The sequence below is a fragment of the Herbaspirillum sp. Her2 genome (assembly GCF_057961375.1).
On the sequence record NZ_CM176331.1, the window covers coordinates 4,291,168 to 4,307,742 of the forward strand.

Annotated in this window: 12 protein-coding genes; 6 read left to right on the plus strand and 6 right to left on the minus strand. The window is 60.1% G+C overall.

What is annotated here, in order from left to right; translation table 11 throughout:
* Positions 1–18 precede the first annotated feature (18 nt).
* The 4 genes from ACWHXP_RS19470 to putA form a co-directional block, all read right to left on the minus strand.
* Positions 19–231: a hypothetical protein gene (locus ACWHXP_RS19470; RefSeq protein WP_121042369.1), complete on the minus strand. Its 213-nt coding sequence runs from the start codon at positions 229–231 to the stop codon at positions 19–21.
* A 41-nt stretch (positions 232–272) separates the two neighbouring features.
* Positions 273–1,616, minus strand: a complete 1,344-nt coding sequence (hslU, locus tag ACWHXP_RS19475) for an ATP-dependent protease ATPase subunit HslU (RefSeq protein ID WP_121043060.1) — start codon at positions 1,614–1,616, stop codon at positions 273–275.
* A gap of 64 nt (positions 1,617–1,680) precedes the next feature.
* The gene (gene hslV, locus ACWHXP_RS19480) at positions 1,681–2,217 is read right to left on the minus strand and encodes an ATP-dependent protease subunit HslV (RefSeq protein WP_006464149.1); all 537 of its coding nucleotides are present in this window, start codon (positions 2,215–2,217) and stop codon (positions 1,681–1,683) included.
* A 199-nt stretch (positions 2,218–2,416) separates the two neighbouring features.
* Entirely contained in the window at positions 2,417–6,115 is a 3,699-nt protein-coding gene (gene putA, locus ACWHXP_RS19485) for a trifunctional transcriptional regulator/proline dehydrogenase/L-glutamate gamma-semialdehyde dehydrogenase (RefSeq protein WP_489635252.1), read from the minus strand.
* Positions 6,116–6,475: 360 nt separating this feature from the next.
* Between putA and ACWHXP_RS19490 the strand changes: the two genes are divergently transcribed.
* The 6 genes from ACWHXP_RS19490 (at position 6,476) to ACWHXP_RS19515 (ending at position 14,928) form a co-directional block, all read left to right on the plus strand.
* On the plus strand, positions 6,476–9,238 hold the full coding sequence (locus tag ACWHXP_RS19490) for a type VI secretion system Vgr family protein (RefSeq protein ID WP_489635251.1): 2,763 nt from the start codon (positions 6,476–6,478) through the stop codon (positions 9,236–9,238).
* 6 nt (positions 9,239–9,244) lie between these two features.
* Positions 9,245–11,521, plus strand: a complete 2,277-nt coding sequence (locus ACWHXP_RS19495) for a hypothetical protein (RefSeq protein ID WP_489635250.1) — start codon at positions 9,245–9,247, stop codon at positions 11,519–11,521.
* Positions 11,518–12,201 carry a hypothetical protein gene (locus ACWHXP_RS19500; protein ID WP_151201172.1) on the plus strand — a complete coding sequence of 228 codons (684 nt, stop codon included), beginning with the start codon at positions 11,518–11,520 and terminating at the stop codon, positions 12,199–12,201. The genes ACWHXP_RS19495 and ACWHXP_RS19500 overlap by 4 nt, the downstream gene beginning before the upstream one ends.
* A gap of 14 nt (positions 12,202–12,215) precedes the next feature.
* Positions 12,216–12,938, plus strand: a complete 723-nt coding sequence (locus ACWHXP_RS19505) for a hypothetical protein (protein WP_489635249.1) — start codon at positions 12,216–12,218, stop codon at positions 12,936–12,938.
* A 277-nt stretch (positions 12,939–13,215) separates the two neighbouring features.
* Positions 13,216–13,926, plus strand: a complete 711-nt coding sequence (locus ACWHXP_RS19510; RefSeq protein WP_489635248.1) for a hypothetical protein — start codon at positions 13,216–13,218, stop codon at positions 13,924–13,926.
* Positions 13,927–14,262: 336 nt separating this feature from the next.
* Complete coding sequence (locus ACWHXP_RS19515; RefSeq protein ID WP_489635247.1) at positions 14,263–14,928, plus strand: hypothetical protein; 666 nt, start codon at positions 14,263–14,265, stop codon at positions 14,926–14,928.
* Between the two features lie 138 nt (positions 14,929–15,066).
* On the opposite strand, the gene ACWHXP_RS19520 is transcribed toward ACWHXP_RS19515, so the two are convergent.
* Complete coding sequence (locus ACWHXP_RS19520) at positions 15,067–15,792, minus strand: ABC transporter ATP-binding protein (RefSeq protein ID WP_034331852.1); 726 nt, start codon at positions 15,790–15,792, stop codon at positions 15,067–15,069.
* Positions 15,793–15,807: 15 nt separating this feature from the next.
* Positions 15,808–16,575 carry an ABC transporter ATP-binding protein gene (locus tag ACWHXP_RS19525; RefSeq protein ID WP_034338203.1) on the minus strand — a complete coding sequence of 256 codons (768 nt, stop codon included), beginning with the start codon at positions 16,573–16,575 and terminating at the stop codon, positions 15,808–15,810.

The following is a 16,575-nucleotide window of genomic DNA, read 5'->3' on the forward strand; positions in this document are numbered from 1 at the left end:
TACAGCCATGCATTGCACTCACTCCTGCTTATCTTCCTTGGGTTCACCGGCCAGCTTCTTCAACAGCTCCGACTTCAATTGCTGACGCTGCGCCGATGCATTCTTGCGATGTGCACCGGCACCTCCGGCGCGCTGCTGGGCAGCCAGCGCCACCGGATTGCGTGGCTTGGATTGTGATGGCTCGATGCGAAAACTCAGCTTCTGCCGGGTTCCCAAAGTCTTGTTGGCCATCGCATTCTCCTTGCCTCGGCGGGCATCATGACAGCATCGCGTTACAGCACGTAGCGCGACATGTCCTCATCCACGGCCAGCTCGCCCAGCCGCTCGTTGACATACCCGGCATCGATGAGCAGCCCATCCACACCAGCCTCACCCGCCGTGAAGGAAATCTCTTCCAGCAGCTTTTCCATCACGGTATAGAGACGGCGCGCACCGATGTTCTCGGTCTTCTCATTGACCGTATGCGAGATCTCGGCCAGTCGCTTGATGCCGCTGTCGGCGAATTCGATCTTCACGCCTTCGGTGGCCAGCAGCGCTTCGTACTGCTTGGTCAGGCAGGCATCGGTGCCGGTCAGGATGCGCTCGAAATCGGCAATCGACAGCGAATCCAGCTCCACGCGAATCGGGAAGCGTCCCTGCAATTCCGGAATCAGATCGGAAGGCTTGGAGAGATGGAACGCGCCCGACGCGATGAAGAGAATGTGATCGGTCTTGATCATGCCGTACTTGGTGTTGACGGTCGTGCCCTCCACCAGCGGCAGCAGGTCGCGCTGCACCCCGGCGCGCGAGACATCGGCATTGCCATTCTGCGAGCGGGTGGCGATCTTGTCGATCTCATCCAGGAAGACGATGCCGTTCTGCTCGACATTGGCGATGGCCTTCTGCTTGAGCTCTTCCTCGTTGACCAGCTTGGCGGCTTCTTCCTCGATCAGCAGCTTCATGGCTTCCTTGATCTTGATCTTGCGCGCCTTCTTGCGCTGGTTGCCCAGGCCCGAGAACATGGACTTGATCTGCTCGGTCATTTCTTCCATGCCCGGGGGTGCCATGATTTCCATCGAGGGGGCGGCGTCATTCAATTCCAGTTCGATCTCGCGATCATCCAGCGCGCCTTCACGCAGGCGCTTGCGGAAAGTCTGGCGAGTGGTGTTCTTGTCATCCTTCTCGGGGCTGGCATTGCCATCGGGCGTAAAACCGAAATCGCGGGCCGGGGGCAGCAGCACGTCCAGGATGCGATCCTCGGCCGCATCCTCGGCGCGGGTGCGCACCTTGCGCGTTTCCAGCTCGCGCGTCTGCTTGATGCCGATGTCGACCAGGTCGCGGATGATGGTGTCCACGTCGCGGCCCACGTAGCCGACTTCGGTGAACTTGGTGGCTTCGATCTTGATGAAGGGCGCATCGGCCAGCTTGGCCAGGCGGCGCGCAATCTCGGTCTTGCCCACGCCGGTGGGGCCGATCATGAGGATGTTCTTGGGCGTGATCTCGTGGCGCAGCGGCTCCTCGATCTGCTGGCGACGCCAGCGGTTGCGCAGCGCGATGGCCACCGCGCGCTTGGCGCGGGCTTGGCCGACGACGTGCTTGTCGAGTTCGGAGACGATTTCCTTGGGAGTCATATTCATGGTGGTGATCTTTTCGCTGTGACGATTCATCGGAGAAACAGGCAGGAAACGCGCGCTGCGCGGCTTAGTCCAGCGTCTCGATGATGTGGTTCAGGTTGGTGTAGATGCACAGCTCGCCGGCGATGGTCAGCGACTTCTTGACGATCTCGGCCGGGGTCAGCTCGGTATTCTCATACAAGGCCTTGGCGGCCGATTGGGCATAGCTGCCGCCGGAACCGATGGCGCCGATACCGTCATTGGGTTCGAGCACATCGCCATTGCCGGTGATGACCAGGGTGGTGTCGCGGTCCGCGCACAGCAGCATGGCTTCCAGGCGGCGCAGCATGCGATCGGTGCGCCAGTCCTTGGCCAGCTCGACCGAGGCGCGCATCAGGTTGCCCTGGTGCTTTTCCAGCTTGGCTTCGAACAAGTCGAGCAGGGTGAAAGCGTCAGCCGTGCCGCCGGCGAAACCGACCAGGACCTTGCCGTGATAGAGCTTGCGCACCTTGCGCGCACTGCCCTTCATGACGATGTTGCCAAGCGTCACCTGGCCGTCACCGCCGAGCGCGACCTGGTTGCCGCGACGGACGGAAAGGATGGTGGTGCCGTGAAATTGTTCCATGCTTGCCTCTGTTCAATATGTGCCGGGGAGCAGCGGAGGGACGTACCGGTTCCGCATTCCTGTCGAGATGGGGCTGGCCGGCCGGATTGCAAGTCATGCCATCGGGTGGGCCGCCATCGAGGGCAATATTGTACGCCCGCAAGAAAAACGGGCACCCTGACCACAAGGCCGGGGTGCCCGTCTGAGGCAGCGGGAGCGATTACACCGAAATCGTCATCAGGCTGGCATTGCCGCCGGCGGCCGTGGTGTTGACGCACAGCGCGCGCTCAGCCAGCAAGCGCCACAGGGGAATGGCACCGTCTTCGCTGCACAGGATCAACGGCACCAGCGCACCTTCGCGCTCGGCCAGGCGCACGCGCCATGCGGCAGCCTGGTGGCTGTCCACCAGGGCGGCCTGCAGCGCTTCGGCCTCCAGCTGGCTGGCACGGCGGATGGCCGCACGCACCGGCGCGGGCAGGCCGGCCGGCAACAGCGCCGCAGTGGTCTCATCGACCACCACCGTATTGCCGGTCGCAAAGGCCGCCGCCAGTTGATTCAAGAGCGTGCCGACGCTGGCGGCCACGCACAGCACCAGGCCACGCGGGGCGAAGCCCAGGGTATTGCGCTCGCCGGTGGGGCCGGGCAGCAGCAGGCTGCGCTGCAGCAGGCTGTCACGGTGATAGCGCTCGCCACTGGCGGCCAGGCGCTCGTGGCCATGGGTGCGGGCCCAGTCCAGCAGGCTGTCCAGCAAGGTATTGGGCACTTGCGCCGGTTGCGCGCGGGTCAGTTCCTCGTGCAGTTGCGCATGGCGCTGCAGGCGCTTGAGGTAGAGCGGACCACCGGCCTTGGGACCGGTGCCGGACTTGCCTTCGCCACCGAAAGGCTGCACCCCCACCACCGCGCCCACGATGTTGCGGTTGACGTAGATGTTGCCCACGTGCGCACGCTGGGCCACGAAATCGATGGTCTCGTCGATACGCGAATGCACGCCCAGGGTCAGCCCATAGCCGGTGGCATTGATGGCATCGATCAGCTGCGGCAGCGCATCGCGGCGATAGCGCAGCACGTGCAGTACGGGGCCGAAGACTTCGCGCTGCAGTTGCGCCAGGTCGTCGATCTCGATCACGGTCGGCGCCACGAAGGTGCCGTGCCGGCAATCCTCGCCCAGCGGCAGCTGGTGCACGGCGCGCGCGCTCTTGCGCATGCGCTCGATGTGGGCCAGCAGGTTCTGCTGCGCCTCGGCATCGATGACCGGGCCGATGTCGGTGGAAAGGCGGTCCGGACGGCCCACGCGCAGTTCGGCCATGGCGCCCTTGAGCATTTCCAGAGTACGGTCGGCGATGTCTTCCTGCAGGCACAGGATACGCAGAGCCGAACAACGCTGGCCGGCACTGTCGAAGGCGGAGGACAGCACGTCCTGCACGACTTGTTCGGCCAGCGCCGAGGAATCGACGATGAGCGCATTCTGGCCGCCGGTCTCGGCGATCAGCGGGACATCGCCATGTTCGCCGCTGCCGTCGCCATCATCGTGCTTGCGCTGGGCCAGGGTGCGGTTGATGAGCTGCGCCACTTCGGTGGAACCGGTGAAGATCACGCCCTTGACGCGCACATCCGAGGTCAATGCCGCACCCACGGTCTCGCCCCGGCCCGGCAACAATTGCAGGGCGGCGCGCGGCACGCCGGCCTCGTGCAGCAGTTGCACGGCGCGATGGGCGATCAGCGTGGTCTGCTCGGCCGGCTTGGCCAGCACCACGTTGCCGGCGGCCAGCGCAGCGCTGACCTCGCCGATGAAGATCGCCAGCGGGAAATTCCACGGGCTGATGCACACCACCGGGCCCCAGGCCAGCACGTTGCCGTCGTGACGCGAAGCGATGGCGTAGTAACGCAGGAAGTCGACCGCCTCACGCACCTCCGCAATCGCATTGGGCAGCGACTTGCCGGCTTCGCGCACGGCCAGTGCCATCAGTTCGGCGATATGTTCTTCCAGCAGGTCGGCCGCGCGTTCGAGCATGGCGGCGCGCTCGGCGGCTGGGGTCGATTGCCATTGCGGCGCGTAAGCAGTGGCGGCGGTCAGCGCCATATCGACATCGGCCACGGTGGCTTCGCTGACCTGGCCCACGATTTCACGATGGTCGGCCGGATTGCGCACCGCCTGTGCGGGTTGTGCAGCCAATTCGCCCGCGATCAGCGGTGCGGCCTGCCATTGGCGCTGGGCCATGGAGACGAACAGTTCACCCAGTTGCTGCAGGCGCGATTCATTGGAGAGATCGATACCCGAAGAATTCTTGCGCTCCTGACCATACAGCTGCTGCGGCAAGGCGATGGCCGGATGCGGCACGCCGCCTTGGGCGCGCACAGTCTCGATGGGATCGGCCACCAGACGGTCCAGCGGCACGGCCTCGTCGACGATCTGGTTGACGAAGGAGGAGTTGGCACCGTTTTCCAGCAGGCGGCGCACCAGGTAGGCCAGCAGGGTCTGGTGCGAACCGACCGGGGCATAGATGCGGCAGGCCTTGCCCAGGTTCTCGGCACCGACGACCTGGTCGTACAGGGTCTCGCCCATGCCGTGCAGGCACTGGAATTCGTAGTTGTCGACCTGGTGCTGCTTGGCCCAGTGATAGATCGCCGCCAGCGTGTGGGCATTGTGCGTGGCGAATTGCGGATAGATGACGTCGGTGGCGGCCAGCAGCTTTTGCGCGCAGGTGAGGTAGGACAGGTCGGTATGCACCTTGCGGGTATAGACCGGATAGCCTTCCAGGCCATCGACCTGGGCGCGCTTGATTTCGCTGTCCCAGTAGGCGCCCTTGACCAGGCGGATCATCAGGCGGCGGCCATTGCGGCGGGCCAGGTCGACCAGGTAGTCGATGACGAAGGGGCAGCGCTTCTGGTAGCCCTGCACCACGAAGCCCAGGCCGTCGAAGCCGGCCAGGTCGGGGTCGGCCACCAGTTCTTCCATCATGTCCAGCGACAGTTCGAGGCGGTCGGCTTCTTCGGCGTCGATGTTCAGGCCAATGTTGTATTGCTTGGCCAGCAGCAGCAACTGCTTCAGGCGCGGCAGCAGTTCACCCATCACGCGTGCATGCTGGGCGCGCGAATAGCGCGGATGCAGGGCCGAGAGCTTGACCGAGATACCCGGGCCATCCTTGATGCCGCGGCCGTTGGAGGCGCGGCCGATGGCGTGGATGGCGGTCTCGTAGGACTGGTAGTAGGCATCGGCGTCGTGCATGGTCAGGGCGGCTTCGCCCAGCATGTCGTAGGAATAGCGATAGCCGCGCTTTTCGTTGTCGCGGCTGTTGTCCAGCGCTTCTTCGATGGTCTGGCCGGTCACGAACTGGTTGCCCAGCATGCGCATGGCCAGGTCCACGCCCTTGCGGATGAGCGGCTCGCCGCCCTTGCCGATCAAGCGCGTGATGGCTTGCGTGAGGCCGCTTTCGCTGCTGGTGGAGACCAGCTTGCCGGTGATGAGCAAGCCCCAGGTGGCGGCATTGACGAACAGCGACGGCGACTCGCCCAGGTGCTTGCGCCAGTCGCCCTTGCTGATCTTGTCGGCGATGAGGCGGTCCGCGGTCTGGCGGTCGGGGATGCGCAGCAGCGCTTCGGCCAGGCACATCAGCGCCACGCCTTCTTCGGAGGACAGCGAGAATTCGTGCATCAGCGCATCCACGCCGGAGGACCGGGTGCGCTTCTCGCGCACCTGCTGCACCAGCTTTTTGGCCAGTTGCTGGGTGGCGTCCTTCCAGGGCTGCTGGCCCTGCACCTGCTGCAGCAGCCATTGCACGGCCTCACGCTCGTCGCGACGATAGGCGGCAGTGATGGCCGCACGCAGCGGACTGGGGGCCGGCAGCAACTCGGCCTGGAATGTGCCAAAGGGCAGGCTGGAAGCGGAGGCCGCAGGGGCGGCGGAGGCGACGGTGGTCATGGTCTGGAGTCGAAATGGGATGGAAATGGGCAACCGGATTCTATGTGCTTGATGCCAATATTAATTCTGTATTTCATGCTTCCGGCCAATATTTAATTCGGACTATTTCATTTATTCGATTTTTAATTTTCCACATCGATGCCGCCATGGCGCCTTTCGCAGTACTGTCGCGGCTTCCGGGGCGATGAACGGTCCGAGCTGGCCTGAGCCCGGGCCATTGCCCTCCTGGCGAGGCAATTCCCAATTTATTCGAAACATTTTTCGGTGCCTTTCGAGCTTTGCCTGAGATTTTCTTGGATTTTCTGGAAGTACGAAGTTGCCGAACAAGAATGACGGCCCGTCATTGTTCTGGGGCTTGTCATGGATCACGCCAGTCAGTTGCTCTCTCGTCTGCTCCCCTTCTCAGCGGCAACGCGCCTCTATCGTCTGGAGATCGCCGGCCAGCCCGAGGACCGCTTCCTGGTCGAAGCATGGGCGGCCGTAGAGTCCCTGCATGCGGTCGGCGCCACCGAGCTGATCGTGCTGAGCCTGGATGCGGAGGTGGCAGCCCGGTCCCTGCTGGGCAGCCTGGCCACGCTGAGCAGCCGGCTTGCGGAGGGTGGCATGTGCCGCTCGACCGGCCTGATCCTTGAAGTGGCCAAGCTGGGTGGCGACGGCGGCTTCGGCCGCTATCGGCTGCGCATGGCGCCCTGGCCTTGGCTGCTGTCGCAGGCCAGCACCAGCCGGGTCTGGCAGGACAAGACCCTGATCGAAGTGGTCGAAGACGTCTTCCGCGAATTCCCGCAACACGCGGACTGGCACTGGTCGGCTGATGCGCTGGCGTATCTGGCTCGGGTGCCGCCACGCAGCTACACCGTGCAGTACCGGCAGACGCATCTCGATTTCATCAGCCGTCTGCTGGCCGGAGAAGGACTGTCGTGGCGCATCGAAGAACATGCGCCCAGTCCGCAAGGCCATCGCCTGGTGATCTTTGCCGACAGCACGGCGCGCAGCGCCTTTCCGGAAGATCCCACCAGCGCGGCCCATGATGGCATCCGCTTCCAGGGTGCCAGGGAGCTGGATCAGCAGGATGGCATCCAGGCCCTGGCGGCCTGTCGCAGCCTGCAGGCGGCCAGCTGCACGCTGCTGTCGTATGACTACCGGAACAAACAAGCCATCACCGCCAGCATCCCCACGCATCACGACTTCGGCGGGCGCGATGCGCCCAGGCTGGAAAGCTATGACAGCGCAGGCCCGGTGACCGACGACAAGGACGCCGCCGACCGCCATGCGCGCCTGATGATGGAAGCCGCCGAGGCCAGCAACAAGCGCTGGCTTGGACGCAGCACGGTGCGCAGCTTGCGGGCCGGAGCGCGCTTTACCCTGAGACAAGGGCCGCTGGCGGGCAAGGAGCAGGAATACGCCGTGCTGGCGGTGCTCAGCGTGGGCGTCAACAACCTGCCCGCCGATACGCAAGCGGCGCTGGCCGAGTTGTTCGGTCCTCTGCCGATCTTGCTGGAAGACGCCCTCCATGCCTGCCTCAAGGTCGCCACGGTGGGCGAGATACAGGCACCGGACCGCAGCCTGATCGATCTCGCACGCCGCATGGGCCATGCCAAGCTCTTCGAAGCGATTCGCGCCGATATTGTCTGGCGGCCTGTCCTGGGCGATGGCACGGGGCTGACGCGTCGTCCTCATGCCATGGCGCAGGGCAGCCAGAGTGCCATCGTGGTCGGCTATCGGGGCGAGACCGAAGCCAATGGCCCCGACGAAATCTGCTGCGACCGCCTGGGACGGATCCGTATCCGTTTCCACTGGCAAGGACGGCATGAGGATGCGGCGGCCACCTGCTGGGTGCGCGTAGGCCAACGCTGCGCCGGGCCGGGCATGGGGATGCAATTCCTGCCGCGCATCGGGCAGGAGGTTCTGGTGCAGTTCCTCGATAACGACCTGGAGCGGCCGATTGTGCTTGCGGCCCTCTACAACGGCCGTGGGGAGGGGGGTGAGCCGCCGACGCCCGGTGGCGAAGTGAAGTTTTCTGCAAAAACCCAAGTATTCCAATCGGCCAGCGATACGGCGGCCAGCGGCCAGGGCAATCTGGCGGGCGGCCATGCGCCGACCTGGCATGGCGCCAGTGCGGATCTGGATGGGCACCGCAATCCTGCCGCGCAATGGGGCATCCGCTCCAAGGAGTTCGGTGGCTGGGGGTACAACCAGCTGCTCTTCGACGACAGCGACCGCCGTGGCCGCATCCAGCTCAAGACCACGCAGGCGGGTAGCGAGCTCAATCTCGGGCACATGATTCACAGTGCCGACAATTATCGTGGCAGCTTCCGTGGCACGGGCGTGGAATTGCGCACCGATGCCTACGGCGTGATGCGTGCGGGACGCGGCCTCCTGTTCTCCAGCTACCGGGTGGAACATCACGCAAGCCGTCGCGACCCGGCGGGGGACAACATGGGGCAGCGGGCCATGGTGCGGCAGGCGGCGCAGCTCAACAAGACCTTCGGTGAAGCGGCGCGCACGCATCGCACCGTAGGCACGGCCGAAGGGCTTGATGCGCTCAAAAAGGCCATCGCCGTGCAAGCCGAGATCGCCCAGGAGGACCTGCCTGCCAGCAGCACGCCGCTGATTCAGGTCGCTGCGAAGGAAGGGCTGGGCGTGGTGGCGGGCCAGCATCTGCAGATGGCCAACGGCGGGAGCGTGAGCCTCATTGCCGGCCAGGATGCGCAGCACGTCAGCGGGCAGCATTTGCGGGTGCGTACGCAGCAGGCCATCGGTATGCTGGCCGGGGCTACGGCTGCAGGTGAGAAGGGCATCGGCTTGCAGATGATTGCCGCACAGCGCGACATCGATGTGCAGGCGCAGGCGGGGAGCTTGACCGTGCAGGCGCGTGACCAGTTGCAGGTGGTCAGTGCCAATGCCGGCGTGACCTGGGCGGCGGCGCGCAAGATCATGCTGGCCACGGCGGGTGGGGCCAGCATCGTCATTGATGGGGGGAATATTACGGTTCTCTGTCCCGGGACGCTGACGGTGCATGCGGGGCAAAAGCTGCTGGAGGGGGCCGCACGCATGAAGTTCGAACTCCCTCTTCTACCCAAAGCCCCTCTTCAGGAAAACAACCGGTCACCGTTTTCAAAGTGAGACACCATGCTGCTGAGCCCTCCCTTCCTGCCTCCCCGCCCTGGCAATCTCTCTGATGCAGCATGGCTGAACACGCTCTTGCCCGACTCACCGGCTGGCGAGGGCTTGTTTCCTGTCAGCCGTGATCTCAACTGGCATGGCGGCCTGCATGTGCAGGCTCCAGCTCACGCCAAGGGCACGGAATGGGTCCATGCCATTTCCGATGGCACGGTCATCTTCAGTCGTAGCGCCACGCCAAAGAACGACAATCGTGAACATGCCCTGAACTATCTGGGATGGACCGATGATGGTTGCGTCGTAATTCGCCATGACACCGACATCGGTGAGGGTGCGGCGGCCACCCAGATCGTCTTCTATTCTCTCTACATGCATCTGAGCCAAGTGGAACCTGGCATGAAGGCAGGCAAAAAAGTCTACCGCAAGGATCTGCTGGGGATGGCCGGCCAGTGCCATGACAGCTCACGCAAACTGATCCACTTCGAGATCGCTTGCGATGACGTCAACCTTGGAAAATTGATCGGACGCAGCGACAACAAGCTGGACCTGAGCCGCGATGGACGCACCGATGTGCTCTTCGGTGAGATGTATTTTCTGATACCGGCGGGCACACGGCTCTATTCCAAAGAACCAAAGCGCAATCAGAGTCCGCCGGACACTGAAACGCTGCAGTTGAGCAAGGAGGTGTTGATCGTCGGACTGCGTTATGCCGAAGGCGACGGCGCGCCCGCACAGCGTGGCGACCTGCTCATCACGACCTATCGTGCGGATGGGGAACGGATAGGGCAATCCCTCCGCTTGCCGGAAGCGGAATATCTCCTCTACGCCAGTGCCAACAAGATCAGCCTGGCCTATCCCGAAGGCAAGCGTCCGGCGCCCAGCGCAGTTTACGAACTGCTGCGCTTCGGCAGGATCGTGGGGCCTGATCCGCTGGTACCGTCCGATGTACCGCACTGGCGGGAGATTGCGCTACCAACGGGAAAAGGCTGGGTCAATCTGAATGGCGCGGGAATCCGTAAATACAGCGATGCCGACTTCCCTCCCTGGCAGCACTGGCAACTCGTCAGGGAAGAAGAGCATTCCCGATCCGTGGATAGCCGATGCGCAGCCAACGCCGTCTCCCGCTGGCTGGATCTGGATGGCGACGGCAAGGTGACGGAACAGGAAGCCTTGAAGGCACTGGATGACCAGACTGCACGTCAGCGGCTTTCGCGCTTGATCTGCAGGGTGGAAAGTGAGTGGGATGCGGCCAGGCTGGAGGCGCGATGGTCATGGCTGACACGCAGTGAGAATGGTGTGCCGGTGCGATTGAATGCCGAGGGATTTGAGCAATTCAAAAAACATGCGAGGGCGCTTTGCATCGATCACAAAGAGGTATTGATGGCGAAGTGGCGGTTCAATCCGCGTGAGTTTTTACTTAGCTTTAGAAGAAATGGATGGATGTGCCTTGATGAAATGGTGCAAATAATTCCACGAGCGATAAAAGTCGACAATATTACTTATGGTCTGGCTTGGGACGAAGCACTGACCAGGCTTACTGCTGGCACCATCAAGGACAAGGGAACGATGCCTGCAGATATCCACAAAAACTGGAATCTACTTTCCCGAAAGTATCTGCTAGCAGCGTCACCGACACGTACATCATATTTTTTTAGTCACGTTCTGCAAGAGTCAGATTTGTTCTTTTCCGCCATCGAGAAAGGAAATGAGCGATATTTTAGAACGATGTACGAAGTCATTACCCCAGAGGAATGCGAGCAAGACTATCTCAACAAATCCAGTACCGCTTGGAAGCTGCACTTCGTGTATATCAAAGGAACCAAGACGCTGTACGAACTCGAAGCCTATAAAAAGCATCGACCCGAAGTCGTAAAAGAAAAGGCGAAGGAATTAGGCAATACACAACTAGGCGACGGAAACCGATTTAAAGGGCGCGGGTTGATTCAACTAACAGGTCGAGCCAACTACAGCGAGTACGGGCAGTACCGCGGCATAGACTTTACGACTGAAAAACATAATGACTTGATTGCTGTCGTCTCGTATAACACGATTGATTCGGCGTTGAAGTATTGGGTATCAAAGTCCTACATCAAGATCAACATCAATCGTCATACGGACAATGGCTTCTCAAAAGAGAGTTGTGTGCTTGTGACAAAGGCTGTGAACGGTGGCAACACGCATTTAGCAATACGGTTCGCCTATTTGTCATATCTTGAGCAGCTACTCGGAGACTATAAAAAAACGAAAAATACGAAGATCCAAGCCCAGCGAAGGGACAAAGAATGAGCTGGATTATAACGGCCTCGAAAATCTCCCTGCTTGCAGCAATATCGTTCTCCGCTGACACAGCAGCGATCTACCAGGAAACTATCTATCTGGATGTGGAAATGCAGAATCGCTGCGGGTTCGCACTCACTCTGGCCGATACGATTGACGGGGTTAATTGCAGTGGGGATCGGCAATTGACCGATGCCTACCGGGCGATGAGCATCAGCTACTTCGTGAATCAGTTTGAGCATAACGACTTTGCTCGCCAGATTACTTTGGGAATCACCAATCATTCTTTAGAAAAGCTCGTTGGATCCGGCGCAAAAGGAAAACTCAAGAGAAATGACGATACCGGCGAATCAATCCCTGGCGACGAACTGTATCTCACCGAACAATTAGTGAAGGACCTGTGCGTAAAGAGCATGAGACAGGTTCAGGTAGAAAAGATCGCGGCCAACAACTGGCGAGGCTACCTTTGGCGCAGATCATCCAGACTGAAAAAGAGCGACCTTGTACGGGATTGTCCCTACGATGCAATCGACAAGGAATGCTTTCTCCTGATCATCGGGAATACGACCGTGACGCTGTACTCGGATCTCATCTGCTTGCCGCGTAATGGAAAAAAAACCGACCCAGCAGAGTTCGATGTGGGCGACTTCATGAAGATGATCTACAGCATCACTTTCGATAGTCAATGAGACTTTCCCCTTCCATGAACACAGAACCAAACCTGTCTCCCGGATCCCTCCAAAAATCCTCATCGGTGAAGATACTGATTTCGCTCCTGATGCTGTGTCTCGCGTCAAGCTGTCACGTCCATGCGGCCGCCGCTAACGCAGCTACTCTTTTCAAGTTCAAGCAACGCAGGATCAAGGAAACCTGCCATTTTTCGATGCGTCCACCGAGCAGCTCACCCATCATCACATGCACTGCGCTTGCACACTATCCTGGTGCCAAGGTACTTCAGATGGGCCATTATCCAGAAGACTTTCCCGGCCCCGGGCTGCTGGCGAATACGGAAGGATTTCTCTCCGGACAATCCACGCGGGACTACCTCGCTTCGGGCATCTCCGACTGGATCGCCGTCCCTGCTCGTACTGCCCAGCTGGATCAGGAAGATGATGCGATACAGCTCAACGAGTACGGTGTGGATTTTCTCTGGGCCACCCAACAAGATGAAATCAAGCGGGAGAAGATCCGCGGCAAGGACTGGACCGGCTATCTCTGGACGCGGCGCACGGAGCCGACCAGAAAGGAGATGGGCGATGCGGCACCGAAACGGCCACAACGATGTTTCATCGCTCTGATCGGCAATCAGAAAAACAGCCTGGAGTTCGCCACCTGCCTTGCCCGAGACCGTAATCCCCGAGCGCCGAACGAACTGCATTATCGGGACTTCATGCGCTCATTGAAGAGCATCGAGTTTGGCCATTAGCCATTGCCAATGGCACCATCAAAGGATTCATGCATGCGATGCACGTCGTCACCAAGAAAAAGAGCGCAGCGCGACATCGATGTGCAGTCGGGTGATCAGTTACAGGTGGTCAGTGCCAATGCCGGTGTGACCTGGGCGGCGCCACGCAAGATTACGCTGGCGACGGCGAGACGACCCGTTTCCCAGCTCGCCAAGCCGCGTTGGCTGATCTGCTTTTGATATTGGGAGTTGCAAAAATCCCTTCCACAATACCCAATTGGATTCAGAGGCCGCCCGAATGACTATTTGGCCAACCATTGCCTGTATCGCCACCTTCGTGGCCGCCGGCTTTCCAACAGTTGCGCTCTCTCAAACCGAGGATCGTCCGCCACGCACGCTATCCACATCCGGCGAAAAACGCTGCAGGCTGAACATGGTGATTCCCGAAGCCGCCTATTCGATAGCTTGCTCCGGAGATCTCCGTGAAGAGGAAGACGCGTTGGTCACCGTAACCTATTTCAGGAATCAGTTTGTCCATAATGGTTTTGGGCGCTACATCGAGGCCATCGTGTCAAATGATTCCCTGGATGAGTACCTGCGCAATGGTGCCTCGGGAGATGTTCTTCCCATCGGTTCGAGGACGAACGCTAGCTCCTCCCCGCTGCCAGATCTGACTGAGAAACACATAGCCAGGCTTTGTGCCAAGTCAAAGCACGACATCGCGATCAAGGTAATCGAGGCGAATGGCTGGCGTGGATATGTATGGCAACCTGTCCGCAGAATCAAGAGGAAACAGATGGACGATGGTTGTCCGGGTCTCTCTGAATCAACCATTTGTTTTACAGCGATCTTGGGAAATGAAACAACGGTCTTGCATTTTTCCGACGTCTGCATCTTCCGAAATGGAAAAAAAACCGACCCTGCTGAGTTTGATGCGGATGACTTCATGAAGATGATCTACAGCATTACTTTCGACACCTTAGATCTTTCCCTTTCCAAAGGCAGTTGAATAAATGAGTCCAAGTGCATTTTTCATGGCGATCTTCCTTAGTTTCCTTATGCCGGACTCCAGTTGGGCGACTCCTTTCAAGTCAAAGCAACGTGAAAATTTTCCATTGGAGCTACTGGAAGATTGCGATTCGCAAATCCATTTTTCTGCGTCATTCAGTTCGGCTGGATGCGCGAGGGGTCTCGACGAACGCGGATACGTAATTCCAGGCATTGAATACTTTCTTCAACAATTCATACACAACGAAGCCCTAAGATCCTTCTCCGGAATTGTCGAGAAAATGACTTTGGTCCGCACGGGAAAAACGTTCTTCCATGCAGGAGAATATCGTTGAACATGTGTCTGATCTTTTGCTCGCTCTTGATCACGGCCTCGCTGGCAACCACCAGCATGGCGGGAAACCGCGAAGCCTTCGCACGTGAAGTTCGCGATGATGTTCGTCGGACCTGTCTGATCGACATGCAACTCCCCCGCAGTGCTGCCTTCATCACCTGTGCGGACCTTCCCCGCTACCCTGGCGCCAAGGTGCTGCAGATAGGCCATTATCCGCAGGACTTTCCGGGACCTGGCCTCTTGGCCTTCACGGAGGGTTTTCTCTCGGGACAATCGACGCAGGACTACCTCGCTTCAGGCATCTCGGACTGGATCGCCGTCCCTGCGCGGACTGGCGACTTGGATCAGGGGGACGATGCGATACAGCTCAACGAGTACGGTGTGGATTTTCTATGGGGAACCCGGCCAGATGAGATCAAGCGGGAGAAACTTCGCGGCAAGGACTGGACCGGCTATCTCTGGACGCGGCGCACGGAGCCGACCAGAAAGGAGATGGGCGATGCGGCACCGAAACGGCCACAACGATGTTTCATCGCCCTGATCGGCAATCAGAAAAACAGCCTGGAGTTCGCCACCTGCCTTGCGCGGGACCGTAATCCCAGGGAGCCGAACGAACTGCATTATCGGGACTTCATGCGAGCACTCAAGAGTATTGAGTTTGGCCGATAGCGATCGCTCATCAATGTATATACGTGATCCCATCCAAACGAAGCACCAGATTTATACGAAAAAAAGCGCAGCCTCGGCTGCGCTTTTTCTTCGATCCATTACAAATGATTTATATCATTTACGAATTGACGAATCGATTTATCCCTCACCCAGATAAGCCGCCTTCACCCGCGGATCATCCAGCATCTGCTGCGCCTGCCCTTCCATGGTGATCAGGCCCGACTCCATCACGTACCCGCGATGCGCCGCCTGCAGCGCCAGCTTGGCGTTCTGCTCCACCAGCAGGATGGTGATCCCCTGTGCCGACACATTGCGGATCACTTCAAAAATCTTCTCCACCATGATCGGCGACAGACCCATCGAGGGCTCATCCAGCAACAGCAGCTTGGGATGGCTCATCAGCGCGCGCGCCATCGCCAGCATCTGCTGTTCACCGCCCGACAAAGTGCCCGCCATCTGCGCCGCACGTTCCTTCAGGCGCGGGAAGACCTCGAACCAGCGGTCGACGTCGGCCTGGATCTGGCCCTTGTCATTGCTGGTGTAGGCACCCATCAACAGGTTTTCCTGGATGCTCATGCGCGTGAAGACGCCACGGCCTTCCGGCACCATCGCCAGCTTGTCCTTGACCAGCTCGAAGGACTTCTTGCCCTTCAACGGATTGCCCATGTAATACACGTGGCCGTCGACCTTGCTGCTGGGCAGCGTGCCGGTGATGGCTTTGAGGGTGGTGGTCTTGCCGGCGCCATTGGCGCCGATCAGGGTGACCAGTTCACCGTCGTTGACTTCCAGGCTGATGCCCTTGACGGCCTTGATGCCGCCATAGGCCACGCTCAGTTGGTCGACTTTGAGAATGTTCGTTGTCATGTTCTGTGGTCTCGCTTAATGTCCTGCACCGAGGTAGGCCTCGATCACCGCCGGGTTCTTCTGCACGTCAGCCGGCACGCCTTCGGCAATCGGCTTGCCGTAGTCCAGCACCGTGATGCGGTTGCACAGGCCCATCATCAGCTTCACGTCGTGTTCGATCAGCAGGATGGTTTTACCTTCGGCCTGGATCTTCACCAGCAGCTCGCGCAAGGCCAGTTTCTCGGTCGCGTTCATGCCGGCCGCCGGTTCGTCCAGCGCCAGCAGTTGCGGATCGGTCGCCAGGGCGCGGGCGATTTCCAGACGGCGCTGGTCGCCATACGACAGGTGGCGCGCCGTGCGCTTGGCGAACTGGCCGATGCCCACGAAGTCCAGCAGCTGCTGCGACTTGGCGCGGATCGCCGCTTCTTCGTCACGCGCGGCCTTGTGGCGGAACACGGCACCGAAGACATTTTGCTTGGTGCGCACGTGGCAACCGACCATCACGTTTTCCAGCACGGTCATTTCACCGAAGAGACGAATGTTCTGGAAGGTACGCGCGATACCGGCCTTGGCCACCTCGTGCGGGGCGCTCGGCGAATAAGGCTTGCCGTCCAGTTCGAAGCTGCCGGTATCGGGTTGGTACAGGCCCGTGATGACGTTGAAGAACGTGGTCTTGCCGGCGCCGTTGGGGCCGATCAGGCCATAGATCTGGCCGCGCTCGATGGTGATGCCCACGCCATTCAAGGCTTGCAGGCCGCCGAAACGCTTGCTGACGTCACGGATCTTGAGCAGTGTTTGTGTCAT